General features: G+C 70.6%; 16 protein-coding genes. 4 read left to right on the plus strand and 12 right to left on the minus strand.

Annotation, left to right across the window (positions count from 1 at the left end; translation table 11 throughout):
• Nucleotides 1–93 precede the first annotated feature (93 nt).
• Complete coding sequence (locus AC31A1_RS26360; protein WP_393760164.1) at nucleotides 94–228, minus strand: hypothetical protein; 135 nt, start codon at nucleotides 226–228, stop codon at nucleotides 94–96.
• Between the two features lie 135 nt (nucleotides 229–363).
• Here AC31A1_RS26360 and AC31A1_RS26365 point away from each other — a divergent pair, with 135 nt between their 5' ends.
• Nucleotides 364–972 (plus strand): class I SAM-dependent methyltransferase, encoded by a 609-nt coding sequence (locus tag AC31A1_RS26365; RefSeq protein WP_489655707.1) that lies wholly within the window; start codon nucleotides 364–366, stop codon nucleotides 970–972.
• Between the two features lie 16 nt (nucleotides 973–988).
• Here the strand turns inward: AC31A1_RS26365 and AC31A1_RS26370 are convergent, their stop codons facing one another.
• Both AC31A1_RS26370 and AC31A1_RS26375 read right to left on the minus strand, forming a co-directional pair.
• Nucleotides 989–1,489 carry a ribonuclease FAU-1 family protein gene (locus tag AC31A1_RS26370; protein WP_489655708.1) on the minus strand — a complete coding sequence of 167 codons (501 nt, stop codon included), beginning with the start codon at nucleotides 1,487–1,489 and terminating at the stop codon, nucleotides 989–991.
• Nucleotides 1,470–2,399, minus strand: coding sequence for a GNAT family N-acetyltransferase (locus AC31A1_RS26375; RefSeq protein ID WP_489655709.1), 930 nt, complete (start codon nucleotides 2,397–2,399; stop codon nucleotides 1,470–1,472). The genes AC31A1_RS26370 and AC31A1_RS26375 overlap by 20 nt, the downstream gene beginning before the upstream one ends.
• Before the next feature lie 105 nt (nucleotides 2,400–2,504).
• Here AC31A1_RS26375 and AC31A1_RS26380 point away from each other — a divergent pair, with 105 nt between their 5' ends.
• Nucleotides 2,505–2,876 carry a GntR family transcriptional regulator gene (locus tag AC31A1_RS26380; RefSeq protein ID WP_266767199.1) on the plus strand — a complete coding sequence of 124 codons (372 nt, stop codon included), beginning with the start codon at nucleotides 2,505–2,507 and terminating at the stop codon, nucleotides 2,874–2,876.
• Nucleotides 2,877–3,055: 179 nt separating this feature from the next.
• Here the strand turns inward: AC31A1_RS26380 and AC31A1_RS26385 are convergent, their stop codons facing one another.
• Nucleotides 3,056–4,150 (minus strand): DUF5925 domain-containing protein, encoded by a 1,095-nt coding sequence (locus AC31A1_RS26385; protein ID WP_489655710.1) that lies wholly within the window; start codon nucleotides 4,148–4,150, stop codon nucleotides 3,056–3,058.
• A gap of 208 nt (nucleotides 4,151–4,358) precedes the next feature.
• Here AC31A1_RS26385 and AC31A1_RS26390 point away from each other — a divergent pair, with 208 nt between their 5' ends.
• Entirely contained in the window at nucleotides 4,359–5,774 is a 1,416-nt protein-coding gene (locus AC31A1_RS26390; RefSeq protein WP_489655711.1) for a GH39 family glycosyl hydrolase, read from the plus strand.
• A gap of 42 nt (nucleotides 5,775–5,816) precedes the next feature.
• Here AC31A1_RS26390 and AC31A1_RS26395 read toward each other — a convergent pair whose 3' ends face one another.
• From AC31A1_RS26395 to AC31A1_RS26420, 6 genes are all read right to left on the minus strand, one after another.
• Nucleotides 5,817–9,671 (minus strand): lipopolysaccharide biosynthesis protein, encoded by a 3,855-nt coding sequence (locus tag AC31A1_RS26395; RefSeq protein WP_489655712.1) that lies wholly within the window; start codon nucleotides 9,669–9,671, stop codon nucleotides 5,817–5,819.
• Entirely contained in the window at nucleotides 9,664–10,464 is an 801-nt protein-coding gene (locus tag AC31A1_RS26400; RefSeq protein WP_489655713.1) for a polysaccharide deacetylase family protein, read from the minus strand. The genes AC31A1_RS26395 and AC31A1_RS26400 overlap by 8 nt, the downstream gene beginning before the upstream one ends.
• A 381-nt stretch (nucleotides 10,465–10,845) precedes the next feature.
• Entirely contained in the window at nucleotides 10,846–11,889 is a 1,044-nt protein-coding gene (locus tag AC31A1_RS26405; RefSeq protein WP_489655714.1) for a glycosyltransferase family 2 protein, read from the minus strand.
• A complete protein-coding gene (locus AC31A1_RS26410) occupies nucleotides 11,886–12,749 on the minus strand; it encodes a glycosyltransferase family 2 protein (RefSeq protein WP_489655715.1) in 864 nt (287 codons plus the stop codon). The genes AC31A1_RS26405 and AC31A1_RS26410 overlap by 4 nt, the downstream gene beginning before the upstream one ends.
• Before the next feature lie 369 nt (nucleotides 12,750–13,118).
• Nucleotides 13,119–13,544: a hypothetical protein gene (locus AC31A1_RS26415; protein WP_489655716.1), complete on the minus strand. Its 426-nt coding sequence runs from the start codon at nucleotides 13,542–13,544 to the stop codon at nucleotides 13,119–13,121.
• A gap of 175 nt (nucleotides 13,545–13,719) precedes the next feature.
• Entirely contained in the window at nucleotides 13,720–14,928 is a 1,209-nt protein-coding gene (locus AC31A1_RS26420; RefSeq protein WP_489655717.1) for a S8 family peptidase, read from the minus strand.
• 285 nt (nucleotides 14,929–15,213) lie between these two features.
• Here AC31A1_RS26420 and AC31A1_RS26425 point away from each other — a divergent pair, with 285 nt between their 5' ends.
• Entirely contained in the window at nucleotides 15,214–16,020 is an 807-nt protein-coding gene (locus AC31A1_RS26425; RefSeq protein WP_489655718.1) for an SGNH/GDSL hydrolase family protein, read from the plus strand.
• A gap of 6 nt (nucleotides 16,021–16,026) precedes the next feature.
• Here AC31A1_RS26425 and AC31A1_RS26430 read toward each other — a convergent pair whose 3' ends face one another.
• Nucleotides 16,027–17,649 (minus strand): serine/threonine-protein kinase, encoded by a 1,623-nt coding sequence (locus tag AC31A1_RS26430; RefSeq protein ID WP_489655719.1) that lies wholly within the window; start codon nucleotides 17,647–17,649, stop codon nucleotides 16,027–16,029.
• 45 nt (nucleotides 17,650–17,694) lie between these two features.
• The coding region (locus AC31A1_RS26435) for an urease accessory protein UreH domain-containing protein (RefSeq protein ID WP_489655720.1) at nucleotides 17,695–18,310 on the minus strand (616 nt) is incomplete at its 5' end.

Raw genomic sequence — 18,310 nt, forward strand, 5'->3', positions numbered from 1 at the left:
GGACCCCCAGAGCACGCACCGAACGCCGCGGAGCCCGCCCTCCGGGCGGACGGCGGGACTTTGCGGACACGGCCTAGTGGTTCCCCGGCCGGCTCAGCCGTCCGGCCACCAGGTTCGGGCGATGTCCTTGCGGATCTCCGGGCGCTCCGCGGGGCGTTCGTCGGGCTCCTCGCGCACACGGCGCGTGTCCGACTTCTTCAGGGGCTTCTGCACGGTCACGCGGCGCATGGCTGCCTCCTTGTGTCCACCCGGGGTCGTGTTCTCACGGGGTAGACCGTTCCGGGGAGAGTGACTCATCGGCGCGGGTCTGTCTGTGGCGGCTGTCACGATGGGACTGTCAGTGGCGGGTGTCACGCTGGGCGCATGAGCAAACCTGTACCGAACTTCGACTGGGACGCGGAGGCGGCCGCCTTCGACGAAGAGCCCGATCACGGCCTGCGCGACCCGGAGATCCGCCGGGCCTGGGCCGACCGGCTGCGCGGCTGGCTGCCCGACAGCGCCGCCGACATCCTCGACCTCGGCTGCGGCACCGGCAGCCTGTCGCTCCTCGCGTCCGAGCAGGGGCACCACGTCACCGGAGTCGACCTGTCCCCGGCGATGGTGGACCTGGCCCGCGCGAAGCTGGCCGGCCGTGACGCGGCGTTCCTGGTCGGTGACGCGGCGGCACCTCCGGTGGGCGAGCAGCGCTTCGACGTCGTCCTCGTACGGCATGTGCTCTGGGCGCTGCCCGACCCCGCCCGGGTCCTGCGGCACTGGCGCGGACTGCTGCGCCCCGGCGGCCGGCTCGTGCTGGTCGAGGGCGTCTGGGGCACGGTCAGCCCGGCCGGCATCCCCGCCGACCGCCTCACCGAACTCCTGGCGCCCCTGGCCGGGTACGTGCACGTGGAGCGGCTGTCGGACGACCTGCTGCTGTGGGGGAAGGACGTGGACGACGAGAGGTACGCGGTGGTGGCCATCCCCGCCGTCCCCTGAGCGAGCCCGCCCGCCGTCACGCCACCAGCGCGTCGAACCCGCCCTCACGGGCCAGCCTCTCCAGCTCGTCGAGGGCGGCCACGGCCGCCGCCGCGGCCGCGGGGTCCGACACGGCCAGCCCGCTCTCCTCGAACTCGTCCTCGTCCAGCCGCCGTACGTCCGTGCCGTCGGCGGAGATCCACAGGTCCAGGTCGAGGTCCTCCACGACGAGTTCGGCGCCGGAGAGCGTGGCGGGGCGGGTGATGTCGCAGTACCAGCCCTTCAACTCCCCGGCGCCGTCCCGGACTTCCTTCACCGCGTACCAGCGGTCCCGCCAGTAGTACTCGGTGAACACGTCGCCGCGCTCGAAGCGCACGAAGCCGAAGTCGCGGACGCCGTCACCGGCCCACGGGGCGCGGACGGCGAGGCGGGTGCCGTCGTCGAAGAGCAGCTCCGCCGCGTAACGGATCTTCGTGCGGCCCGCCTTGACGAGGACGACGTCCAACCGGCGAAGGGGATCAGGTGAGTTCATGGACATAGCGCACCTCCGTGGCGCAGGTCTCGTAGCCGAACCAGGTGTTGATCGCGAGCATCGGGCCGTTGCCGGTGTCGTTGCCCGTGAACGCCTCCGTGTAGCCGGCGGCACGGGCGCGGTGCAGGGAGTCGTTCTTGGCGAGCTTGGCGAGGCCCCGGCCGCGGTGGGCGCGGGCGGTGCCCGTCATGACCGTGCCGTAGCGGGTGCCGCCGTCCGTGCGGGCGGCGCTGAAGGCCGCGGGGCGTCCGTCGACGAGGGCCACGGATGTCAACTCCTGGCTGAACAGCGGGTGTTGCCAGGTGCCGTCCAGCCAGGTCCGGTAGTCGGTGAACTCGACGCCGATGTCGCTGGGTTCGTCGGCCATCGTCTCCGCGTCCAGCTCGAACAGGGGGCGCGGGTCCTCGGCGAAGTCCGAGCCCGGGCGGATCTCCACGTCCGGCGGCGGGGTCTGCAGCGGTGGCAGGGTGCCGTGGGCCAGGTCCAGGCGGAGGAAGTACGCGGAACGGCTCGCCGTATAGCCGAAGCGTTCGGCGAAGGCGTGGTTGGCCGGCTCGTCCAGGACCCAGGCGTAGAGCCTGGTCGCGCCCTGGGCGGCCAGGTGCTCCTCGGCGGCGCGGGCCAGGAGCGAGCCCGCGCCCCGGCGCGTCCGCTCCGGGTGCACGTACACGTTGACGAAGCCCCGGTCCGGTTCCGGGCTGTCGTAGGCGATGCCGACCTGGGCCGTGCCGATGATCTCCCCGTCCTCCTCCGCGACCAGCCTGCGCAGCGCGGCCTCCGGGTGGGCGTGGGCGATGTCGTGGGCGACGGACTCCGGGGTGAACAGCATGTAGGGGAGGGCGAGTCGGCGGACCTCGACGAAACCGTCCAGGTCGGCCCGGACATCGGGGCGCAGGTCGCGTGCGATCACGGTCATGGGGCCGCACGCTACGGCGGAGCCGCGCCGGAGTGCCTCTCATTTTCCGGACGGTGCGTTCTTCACGGTGGGCACGTTCTCCGGCGGGTGCGGGACAATCGGGCCGTGACCTTGAAGATCCACATCGACGACAGTGCGGCACCGTACGAGCAGGTGCGGGCGCAGATCTCCGAGCAGGCGCGGGCGGGGGTGCTGCCGGTGGGGTACCGGCTGCCCACCGTCCGGGGGCTGGCCGAGTCGCTCGGGCTCGCCGCGAACACGGTCGCCAAGGCGTACCGGGCCCTGGAGGCGGACGGGGTGATCGAGACGCGCGGACGCAACGGAACGTTTGTCGCTGCCGCGGGCTCGGCGGCCGAGCGTGAGGCGTCGTTGGCCGCGCAGGCGTATGCGGAGAAGGTGCGGCGGTTGGGGCTTGCGGAGGGGGATGCGGTGGCGGCTGTGCGGGATGCCCTGCGGGCGGCTTATGGGGAGGGGTGAGGTGAGTTCGGCACCTCCCCCACTGCCTTAAGGGCGTGGGGGGACCCCCAGATGCGCCGTTGTGGCTGAGCGCCGTTGCGGCGGAGACACATGCCGGCCGGGTGGAGGCGTAGTGCGGCCGGTGTTGTCGAAAGAGCGGCGCGGCCGACGTGGCTACCGGCGTGGCGGAGCCGGTGTCGTCACAAGTACAACCCCGCGTCCGCGCCCTCCCGTTGGTCCGGTACCGATGTCGGCTGCGTGCCCCGGCGCAGGGCGTACAGCTCCGCCAGGGTCGCGCCCTCGCGGCCCAAGCCCTCCTCCGTGCCGAGCCAGTCGGCCGACTCCTTGCGGGTGAGGGGGCCGACCTCGATGCGGGCGAGGCAGCGGCCGGGGCGGACGACGGCGGGGTGGAGGCGCTCCAGGTCCTCGTTGGTGGTGACGCCGACCAGGACGTTGCGGCCCTGGCCGAGGAGGCCGTCCGTGAGGTTGAGGAGCCGGGACAGGGCCTGGCCCGCCGTGTGCTTCGCCTCGCCGCGGATCAGCTCGTCGCAGTCCTCAAGGAGGAGGAGCCGCCAACGCCCTTTCCCCGTCGTGTCGTCCTCGCCGATCGCGATGTCCATCAGATAACCGACGTCGCTGAACAGCCGCTCCGGGTCCAGCACGCAGTCCACCTGGCACCAGTCCCGCCAGGAACGCGCCAGCGTGCGCAGCGCCGAGGTCTTGCCGGTGCCCGGTGGGCCGTGCAGCAACAGCAGCCGGCCCGCGATGTCCTCCGGGGTCGTCTTCATCAGGGTGTCCATCGCATCGGCCACCGGACGCGTGTAGTTGGGGCGCACCTCGTCCCACGTGCCCGCCGAGATCTGCCGGGTCGTCCGGTGCGGGCCGCGCCGGGGGGAGACGTACCAGAACCCCATCGTCACGTTCTCCGGCTGCGGTTCGGGTTCGTCCGCCGCGCCGTCGGTCGCCTGGTCGAGGACCTTCTCGGCGAGCTCCTCGCTGGTCGCCGTCACCGTCACGTCGGCGCCGCGGTTCCAGCGGGAGATCAGCAGGGTCCAGCCGTCGCCCTCGGCGAGGGTCGCGCTGCGGTCGTCGTCGCGGGCGGCGCGCAGCACGCGGGCGCCCGGCGGGAGCAGGGTCGCCCCGGCCCGGACGCGGTCGATGTTCGCCGCGTGCGAGTACGGCTGCTCGCCCGTCGCGAAGCGGCCGAGGAACAGCGCGTCGACGACGTCGGACGGGGAGTCGGAGTCGTCGACGTTGAGCCGGATCGGCAGAGCGTCGTGTGGGTTAGCGGACATGGGGCCATGATCCGGCACACGGACGCCGTGTGCACCCGCTTTCCGCAGTGCGCCCCCCAGTGTCGCCTCCGTCCGGTGCATCCGTTGTGTCCTGACTGGGTCCGCCGTCTCCCGAGTGTGTCCGCCGTGTATCCCCTCCGACCTGTTACAAGGCTGTGCACGCGGAGACCTGCCCCACCGCCCGGCACCGACGTTACTGTTGTCCTTGATGGGACGTCATGGGTGGAATTCGGGGGCACTGCGGTGGCGGCTCACCGCGCTGCTCGGCGTGGGAGTGGCCGCACTGGCGCTGATCGTGACCCTGATCAACACGCTTCCCGGTGGCGGAAGCACCGTCGGCACCTCGCGCGACGGCGACAAGGTGCACGGCACCCCGGCGACCCCGCCCGACGAGGACCGGCCCGAGGTCGGCTGGGGCTTCACCCACACCCAGTACAGCGCCGACGAGGGCAGTGACACCGCGACCGAACGCGTCGAGGGGCTGCTGGCGAAGTCCCAACTCCCGCAGGACCAGGCCATCATGGGCTGGGGCGCCGACAACCCCGAGCCGGTGAAGGGGCGTTACGACTTCGGCGCCCTGGACCGCCGTGTCGACTTCATGCGCAAGTCGGGCGGTACCCCGGTCATCACGCTGTGCTGCTCCCCGGACTGGATGAAGGGCGGCAAGTCCGGTGCCGACAACACCGACTGGAGCCAGGCATCGCTGGAGACGGCGCCGAAGCCCGACCACTACGCCGACTACGCCGCGCTCGCCGCGACCGTCGCCAAGCGGTACCCGGACGTCACCCACTTCATCGTGTGGAACGAGTTCAAGGGCTTCTGGAACAACGCCGAACAGCGCTGGGACTACGAGGGTTACACCCGGCTCTACAACCTGGTCTACAAGGCGCTGAAGAAGGTCAACCCGAAGATCATGGTCGGCGGGCCGTACCTCGTGATGGACAGCGTGGACCCGCGCGACGCGAACGCCTCCAGTACGTTCAAGGGCAGTTGGGGCGCGATGGACCAGCGGATCATCGACGCCTTCGACTACTGGAACAAGCACAAGGCCGGCGCGGACTTCGTGGTCGTCGACGGCTCCAGCTACACCAACGACGACGACCTGCTGCCCAACGAGTTCGGGGCCACCGACAAGCTGACGGCCGTGAGCGAGTGGATCCGTGAGCAGACGCACGATCTGCCGCTGTGGTGGGCCGAGTACTACGTCGAGCCCGCCGACGGCAACGACGACCGCAAGGGCTGGTCCGAGACCCACCGCGTCGCCGTCCAGGCCACCGGCATGATCGCCATGGCCAAGGGTGGCGCCACCTCCGGCTTCTACTGGAACCCGGAGGACGAGAAGGGCACGGACTGCGCGGGCTGCCTGTGGACGCCGACCGACGGTTCCGACGGCGGGAGGCAACTCCCCATGTACGACCTGGTCTCCCGCTTCGACGCGGCCTTCGGGCCCGGCACCACGTACGAGACCGTGTCGGTCGCCGCCGACGACGTGCCCAACGTACGGGTCCTCGCCACCGACAGGACGATCCTGGTCGTGAACACCCTGGACCGGCAGATCAGCGCGAAGGTCGACGGCAAGCAGTTCGACATGGCGGCCTACGGGGTCAAGTGGCTGACGCGATAAGCCACTTGACCCCGTGAACCCCGGAACTCCGCTGCCTCACGGTCACTTCATGGTCAGGAACCGCTGCACCAGCGAGGCCAGCAGCACGGCCAGCAGAGGCAGCGAGAACCAGAAACTGCTCTGCAGCCACCGCAGTTGACGCACACTCGGCCGGACCGCGACCCGGACGACCTCGCGGGCCGTCAGCATCAGGATCAGTGCGAGGGCGGCGAGCGCGCCGACCACCGACCACGGCGTCCAGGTGATCTGCGGTCCGATCGGCCCGGGATCGGGCTTCGGGACCGCGCCGGCCGGCTGCTCGCGCAGGGAGTACATGGTCACGTCGGCGTTGACGAGGACCTTCTTCAACTCCTGCCGGTTGTCCAGGTTCTGGATGAGCCGGGACTCCCAGGCCGCCGAGTAGCCCGCGTCCAGCTGGAGCGAGACGACCTGGCTCTTGTTGAGCATCAGATACGAGTTCGGGCCCGCGTCCTTGAGCGCCTTGACCAGACCGGACACCAGCACCGGGTCCGAAGGGGCCAGTGTCGGGACGTAGTTGACCCGCTCCATGTCCTTCGCGCCCCACGGCATCGCCGGCGTCACGTCGTTGATCGTGTCGTCGCTCAGCCACAGCAGCCGTACGGTCGGCTTGTCGTGGGCGTACACGTAGTTCATGGCCGCGACCTCGCCAGGCCGCACCCGCTCGAAGCCCTCGTTGCCCCAACGGGCCACCAGGAAGCCGCCCATGAGCAGCAGTCCGGCGAGCAGGGCGGCCAGCGGGGCGAGGCTCACGCGGTCCTTCTCGCGCTCCTTGGCGGTGGCGCCGGTGCGCGGGAAGAGGGCGAGGCCCGCGAGCAGGGCCGCGCCGGGCACCGCGAACATGAAGACGCGCAGCGCCATCTCGCCGCCGTAGGACTGCATGCCGAAGCCCAGGAACGGGACGAAGGTGAGGACGAGGAGGGAGCGTTCGCGGTATTTGTGGTCGCGGCGGCGCCACCAGCCCCAACAGGCGAAGGTCATGACGCCGCCGGCCAGCAGGACGCGGGTGTAGAGGACCAGCTTGTGGGTCGAACTGCCGCCCTGGATACGGCCGGAGACGGACGTCGAGACATTGCTGCCGACGCCGCCGACCCCGCCGAAGAGGTCGTTGAAGTGTCCGGACCAGTACGGCTCGGCCATGAAACCGAGCCAGACCGCGACCAGCACCCCGAACAGGATGGGCAGGCCGCGGAGTTCGGAGCGGCCGATCAGGACGAGGACGGTGAGCACGCCCAGCATCACGAACGGCGTGAGCTGGTGGGCCGGGACGCTCGCCGCGAACAGGCCGATCAACACCAGGAGCAGGACGGCCTGTTGGCGCCGGTCGGTGGGTTCGACCTCCGCCTCGCCGGGGCGCATCTTCGTCCACAGGACGTGTGGTGCCCGGAACCAGACCAACAGGATGGCCACGAAGGCCAGATAGAGCAGGAAGGTGAAGCCCTGCGGGGAGAAGTAGTCCTGGCCGACCCAGCCGCTGAGCACGAAGATCCAGATGCCGGTCCACTTCGCGCGCCAGCTCGCCCGCAGCGAGCGGACCAGCAGGAACATCGGTGCCAGATAGGCGAGTTGGATGGCCGTGGGCCACCAGCGGATCACCTCGGACCAGTCGGTGACCCCGCACGCCTTGCCGACGAACGCGGCCACCGCGAAGAAGCCCGGCCAGCTCCAGCGCGCGTCCAGGTCGGGCACGGCCGACCCGGTGCGGTCGATGTAGTCGATGAACCCGAGGTGCTGCCAGGCCGTCGGGAAACGCGGCTCGGTCTCGATCACCGCGGGCAGCGCGTGCAGCGAGATCACGGTCGCGAGCAGGGTGATCAGCAGCAGCGCCTTGTGCTCGCGGCCCAGCCACAGCAGCGCGGCGAACACCGTGATCAGCAGCGCGGCCCCGACCAGCGTGGGCAGCGGCAGAACCGAGATCAGGCCGAGCCCGCCCATGCGGTCCAGGTCGGACTCGCCGAGCCGCGCCGCGGGCACCCAGTACAGGAGCAGCGCGGCGACCAGCAGACAGCCGAGGACGACACCGGGCCGTGTGGGCACGAGACGCTCGCGCAGGGACAACGGGCGGGCGGGTGGCGGCACTTCGGACTCCTGTGCCTCCCGCTCCTTCTCCGCCGCGTCCTCCCGGGCCTGTTCCCGTACGAGCGATTCCTCCGATACGACCACCCGGTCGGAGCCGTTGGCGGGCTCGAACGGCGCGTCCACCTCCGGCTCGGCGGACGGGCTCAGCGAGGACTCCGAGCCGGGCTCCCGTTCCTCCACCGGCAGTCCGACGGTCTCGGACCGCTTGATGCCGAGCGCCCAGGTCGGCCGCTGCTCGCCGGACACGATGGGCGTGCCGGTGGGCGGGGTGCCGGGGCCCGGGCGTACGTCCGGCCGGCGTTCCAGGTGGTCGAAGTCGACGTGGATGCCGAGCGCGAGGGTGTCGGAGTCGAGCGCCCAGGCCGGGCCCCGACGGCGCGGTGCGGGGGCCGGGACCTCGCGTGCCCCCAGGTCGGCGAGGTCGCCGTCGGGTGCCGCGTCCTCGGGCAACTCCGCGGCCGGTGCGGCCCGTAGCGTCTTGAAGAGTCTGGGCGCGGCGATCGCCACGATCACCGCGAGGCTGGAGATCTCGGCGACGCCCGCGCCGGTCAGGCCCATGCGGGGGAGCAGCAGCAGCGTCAGACTGAGCACCAGGACGCACAACAGGCCCTGAAGCCAGGCGAGTCCACTCGTGCGGCTCTGCGCGCGCAGCACCGCGAAGTACGTCTCCATGAGGACCCGCAGCAGCGCGCCCACCGCGAACCAGCGCAGCAGCGGCGTCGCCGCGTCCGCGTAGCCCGTGCCGAACACGCCCAGGATGTACGGGGCGCCGATGAACAGCAGCCCGCAGATCGGCAGCATGATCCGGGCCATGCGCTTGAGCGCGGCCCGGGTGTTGGCGGCGATGCGCGCCGGGTCGTGGGAGCCCTCGACGGTCAGCGAGGCGCCCATGTTGATGGCGAGCAGGTTGACCGTGCCGCCTATCGTCGTGGTGATGTAGAAATACGCGTTGTCCTCGGAGCTGACCTGCGAGGCGATGATCACCGGCACGAGGTAGACCACGGCGAGCGAGAACAGCGAGCCGGTGTAGTCACCGGCGAGGAACCGCCCGATCTCCCGCAGCGTCGGCGGCCTCGCGTGCTCCTCGGTCGCCTTGATGTGCCGGGGCACCAGCCGCCGGAACACCAGCCAGCCGAGCGGCACCACGGAGAAGGCGATCGCGGCGACCCAGGACACGAAGACACCGCTCGTGGCGAGCACCGAGGCCAGCCCGACGAGCAGCGCCAACTTCACCGCGGAGAACACCGTGTTGCCCACCGGCACCCAGGGCGCGCTGCGCAGCCCGGTCAGTACGCCGTCCTGGAGCGTGAGCACGTTCCAGGCGACGATCGCCAGGATGAAGCCGAGGCCGTTGACCGGCCCGTGCAGAAAGCGGTACGAGGGTCCCCACGTGTTCAGGGTCAGCAGGAAGACCCCGGCCGCAAGCGCGACGACGACCGAACTGCCGACGTACGTACGGAAGATGAGGCGCCCGGTGGCGCGTCCGGCGACCGGGATGAAGCGGGCCAGGGCGCCGGTCAGCGTGACCGCCGTGAGCCCGGCGAGGAGCTTCATCGCGGCGATCGCCGCCGAGCCCTGGCCGACCGCGGACGGCGAGTAGTAGTGGGCGGCGATCAGCCAGTAGCCGAGGCCCAGCACCGCGGAGATCCCGGTGTTGAGCATCAGGGCATAGGCGTTGCGGAACAGCGGGCTGCCGCCGGGGGACCTGCCCTTCCCCGGCAGGCGCAGCCGGCGCCCCGTCTGCTGGGGCGCCTCGGTCCCGGGCGCCGCGTCCTGGGTGGTGGTCGTCGTGTCAGACACGGGAACGGATGGCCTTCCGGCGGACCTGTCGGGCTCTGCGGACCATGGCGTAGCCCTGGGTGAGGGCACGGTCCCTGGCGAAGTTGCGGGCGATCGCACGGCCCTCGACGAGCCGCTCGAACTCCTCGACTCCCGTACTGCGGCGCACGGTCACCCGCCGCAGCGCGTACGGCCCCTGTCGGCGCCGGGCGAGGTCGTTGCCGACGGCGAGCGCCTGCGCGAACCCCGCCTCGCGCACCGCGCCGCGCACCCGGTGGCTGGAGTAGCCGTAGGGATACGCGAACGAGACGGGTACGGAGCCGAGTTCGTCGGCGACGATCTCCTTGCAGCGGACCAGCTCCGTGCGCAGGGTGTCGTCGTCGAGCTGGTCGAGCTGCGGGTGGGTGTGGCTGTGGCCGCCGATCTCGACGTCCGCGTCCGCGAGTTCGCGCACCTGGTCCCAGTCGAGCATGGTGTCCAGGCCGCCGCCGGTGTCGTGGGCGCCCCGGATCCAGCCGGTGGAGACGAACAGGGTTGCGGCGAAGCCGTGTTGGGCGAGCGCGGGGAGCGCGTGCCGGTGCACGCCCTCGTAGCCGTCGTCGAAGGTGATCAGGACCGGCCGCTCGGGCAGCGGTTTGCCGGAGCGCCAACTAGCGGCCAGATCAGCCGTGTTGATGGGGGTGAAGTTCAGGTCGCCGAGGAGTGCCAGCTGCTCGGCGAACGCCTCGGGCGCGACGGACAGGGCGCGGGTGGCGTCGTTCGGGGCGGCGGCGACCGAGTGGTACATCAGGATCGGCACCGGTGTGTCACTCATGGCCGACCCCCGTGCTCGTTGCCGCCTCCGCGCCTGGGCGCGTCAGCGCGTTCGGGTGCGTTCCCGTGCCCGGGCGCCTCACCGCGTCGGGGTACCTTCCTGCGTTCGGGTGTGTCCCCGCGCGCGTGTCCGCTCCCGTGTTCGGGTGCGTCCCCGTGCCCGGGTGCCTTTCCGCGTCGGGGTGCCTCCCTGCGTCCGGGTTCGTCCCCGCGCCCGCGCGCGTGTCCGCTCCCGCGTTCGGGTGCGCCTCCATGCCCGTGTCCGCTCCCGCGTCCGGGTGCGTCCCCACGCCCGGCTGGCTCCTCGCGCCTGGGTGCGTCCGCGCGTTCGGGTGTGTTCCCATGCCCGCGTGCCTCCCCGCGTCCGCGTGCCTCCCCGTGCTCATGTCCGACCCCCGCGCTCGTTGCCGCCGCCGCGCCCGCCTCCGCGCTCGTACGCGTCCCCCTCGATCTCCACCACCGCGTAGGTGGCCCCGCCGCGTCGGGCCCTGATGCTCCCGACGACATAGCCGCCCGCCGCCGTGAACACCCCCGCGACGATCGCGGCCGCCCGGCCCGCGCCGCCCGGCCGGGCGAACACGGCGTCGCGCAGTCCGCGGACGACTCCGGCCGGCAGGACCCGGGTGGTGTACCGGCGCTCCGACTCAAGTCCCTTGTCGGCGCCCACACTTCGGGCCACCAGCGCCTTGGAGAGACCCTCGGCGTAGGTGCGCGTGCGGAAGTATCCGAAGTGCTCGCGCACCGCGGGCACCCGGTGGTGGATCACCGCGCGGTCGTCGATCAGCAGCACCGCGTCCGGCCTGGCCCGGGTGAGCCGGATGCAGAGTTCCGTCTCCTCGCCGCCCAGCGGACGCTTGTCGCCGTCGCGCCCGATGCCGGTCGCGAAGCCGCCGGCCGCGTCGAACGCCGTACGCCGGAACGAGGCGTTGCCACCGAGGACGTTGCGCACCCGGACCCGGCCCGGCGGCAGGCCCTTGTACGTGCAGCCCACCACCCAGTCGAACTCCTCGGGGAACCAGGCGGGCCGGCGGCCCGACGCCCAGATGGGCATCGTGCGGCCGCCGACGGCCATCACCTTCGGATCGGTGTACGCCTCGGCGAAGTGCCGCAGCCACTCCCGCTCGGCCACGGCGTCGTCGTCGAGGAAGGCGATGACCTCGCCGTGTGAGGCGGCGATGCCGGTGTTGCGGCCCGCGGACAGACCGCGCGGGCCCGCGTTCGCCAGCACGTGGACCTCGCCGGTTTCCGCAACGTCCTTGTACTCCCTGGTGAGTCGGTCCAGGAGAGCGGGGTTGTGGTCGACGACCAGCAACGTCTCCAGCGCGGGCCGTGACTGCGCCCGCACCGAGGAGACCGCCGCGAGGATGTCCTCCCAGCGGTCCTCGGTGTAGACGCAGATCACGACAGAGATGTCGGGACTGCTCAAGACACCTCTCCCCGGACCGAGTTGAGCTGCGGGTCGAGCTGCGGATCGCGTTGCGGGTCGAGCGTGTCGATCATCGTTGAGTGTGAACGACGGCGCAGCGCACGCCGGTTGGAGCGCTCCTTGAGGATCACCTTGAGTACCCGGATCCCGTCCCGCACGGCGCGCAGATTGCTCGTGCCGTGGATACGGAGGTACTCGTGGCTGGGGATCTCCTGCACCTTGAGACCGGCCTTGACCACCCGGATGTTGATAAGTGTCTCGATCTCGAAGCCGGTGCAGTCGAGGTCGATCTTGTCGAGGCAGTGCCGCCAGAACGCGTTGTATCCGTAGCAGAGATCGGTGTAGCGGGCGCCGAACTTGCGGTTGACGATCGTGCACAGCGCCCAGTTGCCGAGCTTGCGGATGAACGTCATGTCGTCCGTGCCGCCGCCGTTGGCGAAGCGTGAGCCCTTGGCGAAGTCCGCGCCCGAGACGAGGGCGGAGACATAGCTGACGATCTCGTGCCCGTCGGCCGAACCGTCCGCGTCGACCATCACGATGATGTCGCCGCTGCAGGCCTCGAACCCGGTGATCAGGGCATCCCCCTTGCCCTTGCCCTGCTGTTCGACGACCTTGACCCCGGGCCACAGCTCGCGGGCCACCTCGACGGTGTTGTCGGTGGAATTGCCGTCCACAAGAACCACTTCGTGAATCCATGCGGGAAGTGTCTTGAAGACGTAGGGGAGATTCTCCGCCTCATTCATGGCGGGAATCACCACGCTCACCGGCGGTGTGATCGCCAGGTGAGAGGAGATCGGCCGGTATTTGGTCGACATTAGCGGATCTTGGCCCGATGTCGCTGGGCGCAGAACGGAACTCACGAATCTGATCCCTCTCGTCCGGCGGACCGCCCGCCCCTGGGCGGCCCAGCTCTGTGCTCCGGTTCGAAAGGGGGGTTCTCACAGACGCCACGAAGAATATGGATCTCCGCGCACGCGTGGTGAGCTGGCAAAACTGGTCGACCCCCGGAAAACATGAAAGCCGGCCGCGCGGACGACTCGGTCACAAATGCGGTCACCGAGCACGGCACCCCCCTACCGCGCCCCGCCCCGGATCCATCGCGGTCCTTGAGCCCTCCCCTAGAGCCGCTCGATGATGAACCAGTGCGGGTGAGATGTACGACGGTATTGATGAATGAACCTGTATGGCAAGACCTGGAACGAGGCCTCACGTTTTTGTTGGTTTGACCGTTACACAACTTTGTCAGCTGTTGTGCGGCCCGGCATATGCCGTATGAATACCGATAGTGAAATCAAGCCACTGATCACCGCCACCGTGATGATTCCACCGTCGACCGACCACCGGTGCACGGCCAGCATTCCCTGGGCCACCAGCATGTCGACGACCACCGCGCCCGCCACCGAGGTGAGAACGCGGCCGAAGGGATCAAGTCCGCGCAATACCGCGGCAATTGCCGAAGCCGGCGCGGCGAACAGGAAGAACAGCGCGGACGGACCGCGCAACGGTGATCCCGAGTCGACGAGCGCGAGCAGCGCCCCGACCCCTCCCACGGCGACTGCCGCGCCCGCGAGCAGCGGTGCCAGGTCCCTCCCCGGTCCTGGCCGTGCCCGCTCGGTGTCGACGGTGGATGGTCTCTTGATGCGTAAGGTCTGCATTGGCGACTTTGCCCCCCAGCGCGCCGGATGCCGGACTTCAATGTCGCGCAGCCCGGCCGGGCACGTCAAGGCGCGGAAGCCGCTTGCACCGGTTCTTGCGCATCCCCGAATGGATGTTCCCCGGAGGCGTGTACTGCCTCCGGGGAAACGGCTGTTCGGGTGGAGCGGGCGGGTGTTACGGGACGAGCTTCAGCAGCTTGTTCGGCGAACCGGTGCCCGCGCTGGTCACGACACCCGAAGTGGCGCCGTTCACCAGGGCCGTGGCGACCTGGGCCGGAGTGGACGAGGTGTGGCCCGAGAGGTAGACGGCCGCCGCGCCGGCCACGTGCGGGGTCGCCATCGAGGTGCCCGACAGGGTGGCGGTGGCGGTGTCGCTGGTGTTGTAGCCCGCCAGGATCGACGAGCCGGGCGCGAAGATGTCCAGCACCGAACCGTAGTTGGAGTAACTGGCCCTGGCGTCCGCGCTGGTGGTGGCGCCGACCGTGATCGCGGTGGAGACCCGGGCGGGGGAGTACGAGGAGGCGTTGGCGCTGCTGTTGCCCGCCGCGACCGCGTACGTCACCCCGCTGGATATGGAGTTGGCGACCGCGGTGTCGAGCGAGGTGGAGGCGGAGCCGCCGAGCGACATGTTGGCGACGGCCGGCGTGGTGTGATTGGAGGTCACCCAGTCGATGCCCGCGATCACCCCGGCCGTCGTACCCGAGCCGCTGTTGTCGAGCACCCGGACCGCCACGATGGTCGCCTTCTTGGCGACGCCGTACGTCGAGCCCGCGATCGTCGTGGCCACGTGCGTGCCGTGGCCGTTGCCGTCGGAGGCGGTGGTGTCGCCGTCGACCGCGTCGTAGCCGTACGAGGCGCGCCCGCTGATCTGGGTGTGGGTGATCCGGACGCCGGTGTCGATGACGTACACGGTCACGCCGGTGCCCGCGCTGTCCGGGTAGGTGTACGTCCCGGACAGCGGCAGCGCGGCCTGGTCGATGCGGTCCAGGCCCCAGGGCGCGCTGGACTGGGTGGTGTCGGTCAGGTGGACGCGCTGGTTCTGCTCCACCGCGGCGACGGCCGGGTCGGCGGCGAGTCTCTTCGCCTCGGTCGCGGAGAGGCTCGCGGTGTAGCCGTTCAGCACCGTGCCGAACGTCTTCTTGACCGTGCCGCCGTACTCCTTGATCAGTCCCTTGCCCTCGGCCGAGGACGCCTTGAGGCCAGCGCTCTTCTTGAGGGTGACGATGTAGCTGCCGTCGACGGCTGTGGGGGAGCCGGCGGCCAGTACCGTGCCCGTGGCCGGGGCGGCCTGGGCTGGGAGGGCGGTGAGCCCGCCGACGAGGGCGGCGGTGGCGGCGCCGGTGATCGCGGCGAGCCGGAGCTTGTTGCTACGCAGGAGTGCCATTACGAGGGAGTCCTCCTCCAGGCGGCGCGCGCCCGGGTCGGCGCGCGGATGTGGGGGTGCGCGCGTCGTCGTGCGCACAACCCTGGAGCGTTGCGTTCCGCACCAAGGCTGAGCAAAGCCTGAGTCATGAACCGGTGTGGTTCAAGGGAGTTGACGGCCTGTCACAGGGCTGTCATGAGCACGTAATCAAACACTCCGTCAGCCCCTCTATTGGCATGCACACTTCCCGTCAACGCGCGTCACTGCTACGACAGTTGTGGCAGAGATCCTGCTAAGGGAGGTTCCATGAGACGTTCCCGATTTACGGCATACGTGACCTCGCTCCTCCTCGCCGCCGCACTCGCCCTCACCGGGGCGATGACGGCGCAGGCGACCCAACTGGCCGCCACCGGCGGCTATGTGGCCCTCGGCGACTCCTACTCCTCGGGTGTCGGCGCGGGCAGCAAGATCAGCTCCAGCGGGTCCTGCGACCGCAGCACCAAGGCCTACCCCTACCTCTGGGCGGCCGCGCATTCACCCTCGACGTTCGACTTCCAGGCCTGCTCGGGCGCTCGTACGGGTGATGTTCTCGCCAACCAGCTCGGCACCCTCAGCAGTTCGACGGCCCTCGTCTCGATCAGCATCGGCGGCAACGACGCCGGCTTCGCCGACGTCATGACGACCTGCGTCCTGCAGTCCGACAGCTCCTGCCTCGGCCGGATCGCCACCGCGAAGGCGTACGTCGACTCGACGCTGCCCGGCCTCCTCGACAAGGTCTACTCGACGATCAGCGCCAAAGCCCCGTCCGCGCACGTGGTCGTGCTCGGCTACCCGCGCTTCTACAAACTCGGCACCACCTGCCTCGGCCTCTCCGCGACCAAGCGCTCCGCCATCAACGGCGCGGCCGACTACCTCGACGCCGCCGTCGCCAAGCGCGCAGCCGACCACGGCTTCACCTACGGCGACGTACGCACCACGTTCACCGGCCACGAGATCTGCTCCGGCAGCTCCTGGCTGCACAGCCTCAACCTGCTGAGCATCAGCGAGTCGTACCACCCGACCGCGGCCGGCCAGTCCGGCGGCTATCTGCCGGTCCTGACCAGCGCGGTCTGACCCCTCTCACTCCGAGGGCGTCGCCGAGTTCGACGCGGAGGCCCCGTCCGACGGGGTCTCCGCCACGCAAGTCACCGAGAACGGCACGGAGTTGGACTCCTCGTTCACCGGGCTGCGGATCTCGACACTGATCTCGTTCTGGAACGTCCCGCTGTTCGAGTACGTCGTGAGGAACACCCGGTCCTGCTTGGTCTTCCCGCCGCCCGACGGGAACGACAGCGTCTTCCAGCCGGGGTCGGAGACCGAACCGGTCTTCGTCACCCACCGGTAGGACACCTCCGCGGGCAGCTTCCCCACCGTGATGCTGGCCGTGAAGGTCGGCGCCTTCGCGTTCGGCGGCGGACAGCTGCCGGAGTACTCGGTGTTGGCGCCCTCCACCGTCGCCTTCACCGACTGCGGAGCCGACGAGGACTTGCTGCTGCTCGGGCTCGGCGTGTCGCTCGGGGCCGTGGTCGTGCTGCTCGCACTGGGCGAAGTCCCGTCCGAGGGCTGGCTCTTGGGAGTGCTCGCGCCCTGGCCCGCGTTCGCGTCCCCGTCGTTGTTCCGATTGATCAGCGTGTACGTCAGCCCGCCGATCGCCAGGGCCAGCGCGACCAGCCCCGCGACCAGCACGAAGGCCGCCCGCCGGTTGCGGGGCGGTTCGTCCGCGGCCGTCGGCGTCGAGTAGGAGTCGGGCGGCGGCCCGAAGCCCTGCACAGGCTGGGGCGGCGTCCGCGAGTCCTGCCGGGAGTAGCCGTCCTGCGGATACCCCGCCATCGTCGGCGAGTACGGCGTCGTCGGCGCCGTGGACGTGCGCGGCGTACCGCCCGCCGCGACCAGCCGCAGATCCTGCTCCGCCTGCTCCGCGGACATCCGCTCGGCCGGGTCCTTGCGCAGCAGCCCCTCGATGACCGGGGTGAGCGGCCCCGCCAGCCGAGGGGGCGGCAACTCCTCGTCGACGATGGCCCGCAGAGTGCTCAGCGGGGTGTTCTGGCGGAACGGCGAGTGCCCTTCGACCGCCGCGTACAGCAGCACGCCGAGCGCCCACAGATCGGACTCGGGACCGGGCGTACGGCCCAACGCCCGCTCCGGGGCGAGGAATTCGGGCGAACCGATGACCTCACCCGTCATGGTGAGCGCCGAACTGCCCTCCACCATCGCGATACCGAAGTCGGTCAGCACCACCCGGCCGTCGTTCGACATCAGCACGTTGGCCGGTTTCACGTCCCGGTGCAGCACCCCGGCGTCGTGCGCGGCCCGCAGCGCGGCCAGCACCTCGGCACCGATGTGCGCGGCCCGCTGCGGGGTCAACGGCCCCTCGGCGTCCAGGAGATCGGCCAGGGACACGCCCCGCACCAGCTCCATGACGATCCAGGGGCGGCCGTCCTCCGTCGCCACGTCGTACACCGTCACCACGTTGCGGTTGGCGACCCGCGCCGCCGCCCACGCCTCGCGCTCAAGACGGGCGTACATCCGCTCCACGTCGTCGGACGCCAGCCCGCTCGGCGCGCGCACCTCCTTGACGGCGACCTCGCGTTGCAGCACCTCGTCGCGGGCCCGCCACACCGTGCCCATCCCGCCCTCACCGAGGGGGGACAGGAGCCGGTAGCGGCCCGCGATCACACGTTCAGTGCCCGGATCTTCGGACATGGGCTCCCCCCATTCGCAGCCCGGCGAATTCTCGCCAAACGTAACTCAGCCGAGCGCTGATGCCGCCCCCTTGAGCACCAGTCCGACCCCGAGGGCCACGACGACGAGCGCCGATCCCAGCGGCAAAGTCCGGCGGACCAGCACCGCCATGGGGCTGGTGGTCCAGCGGGGGCGCCGGTCCAGCACTCGGTTCATCCCTGTACCCAGCTTGACGACCGCGAATCCGGCGGCGGTGAGGGTGAGGGCGAGCCCGACGCCGTACGCGACGACGAGCAGCAGCCCGAACCACGCCTGACCGAGCGCGGCGGCCCCCACGAGGACCACCACGGCGGACGGACTCGGCACGAGCCCGCCGGCGAAGCCGAGCAGGATCGTGCCGCGGACGGTGGGGGCGGTTTCGTGCGTGTGGGTGAAGCCGCCGTGCGTGTGTTCTACGGCGTGGTCGTGGTCGTGCGTGTGGCCATGGCCGTGGGGATGGGGGTGGTCATGGCCGTGCTCGTGGTCGTGACCGTGAGTGTCGCCGCGGTCGTGACTGTGGGCGTGGTCGTCGTCGTGGCTGTGCGGGTGCGGGTGGGCCTCGGTCTGGGGGGACCCGGCTTCGGCGTGCGCGGAGACCAGGACCAGGGAGCGCTCGGGGGCCTTGGCGGTCTCGTGCTGGTGG

The sequence above is a fragment of the Streptomyces sp. P5F9 genome (genome assembly GCF_057961495.1).

What these genes read in the sequence shown, in the direction of transcription:
- AC31A1_RS26375 (WP_489655709.1), bottom strand. Translation starts at nt 2,399, where the DNA reads ATGACCGTGATCGCACGCGACCTGCGCCCCGATGTCCGGGCCGACCTG.
- AC31A1_RS26415 (WP_489655716.1), bottom strand. Translation starts at nt 13,544, where the DNA reads ATGCAGACCTTACGCATCAAGAGACCATCCACCGTCGACACCGAGCGG.
- AC31A1_RS26365 (WP_489655707.1), top strand. Translation starts at nt 364, where the DNA reads ATGAGCAAACCTGTACCGAACTTCGACTGGGACGCGGAGGCGGCCGCC.
- AC31A1_RS26385 (WP_489655710.1), bottom strand. Translation starts at nt 4,150, where the DNA reads ATGTCCGCTAACCCACACGACGCTCTGCCGATCCGGCTCAACGTCGAC.
- AC31A1_RS26370 (WP_489655708.1), bottom strand. Translation starts at nt 1,489, where the DNA reads ATGTCCATGAACTCACCTGATCCCCTTCGCCGGTTGGACGTCGTCCTC.
- AC31A1_RS26360 (WP_393760164.1), bottom strand. Translation starts at nt 228, where the DNA reads ATGCGCCGCGTGACCGTGCAGAAGCCCCTGAAGAAGTCGGACACGCGC.
- AC31A1_RS26390 (WP_489655711.1), top strand. Translation starts at nt 4,359, where the DNA reads ATGGGACGTCATGGGTGGAATTCGGGGGCACTGCGGTGGCGGCTCACC.
- AC31A1_RS26425 (WP_489655718.1), top strand. Translation starts at nt 15,214, where the DNA reads ATGAGACGTTCCCGATTTACGGCATACGTGACCTCGCTCCTCCTCGCC.
- AC31A1_RS26420 (WP_489655717.1), bottom strand. Translation starts at nt 14,928, where the DNA reads ATGGCACTCCTGCGTAGCAACAAGCTCCGGCTCGCCGCGATCACCGGC.
- AC31A1_RS26430 (WP_489655719.1), bottom strand. Translation starts at nt 17,649, where the DNA reads ATGTCCGAAGATCCGGGCACTGAACGTGTGATCGCGGGCCGCTACCGG.
- AC31A1_RS26400 (WP_489655713.1), bottom strand. Translation starts at nt 10,464, where the DNA reads ATGAGTGACACACCGGTGCCGATCCTGATGTACCACTCGGTCGCCGCC.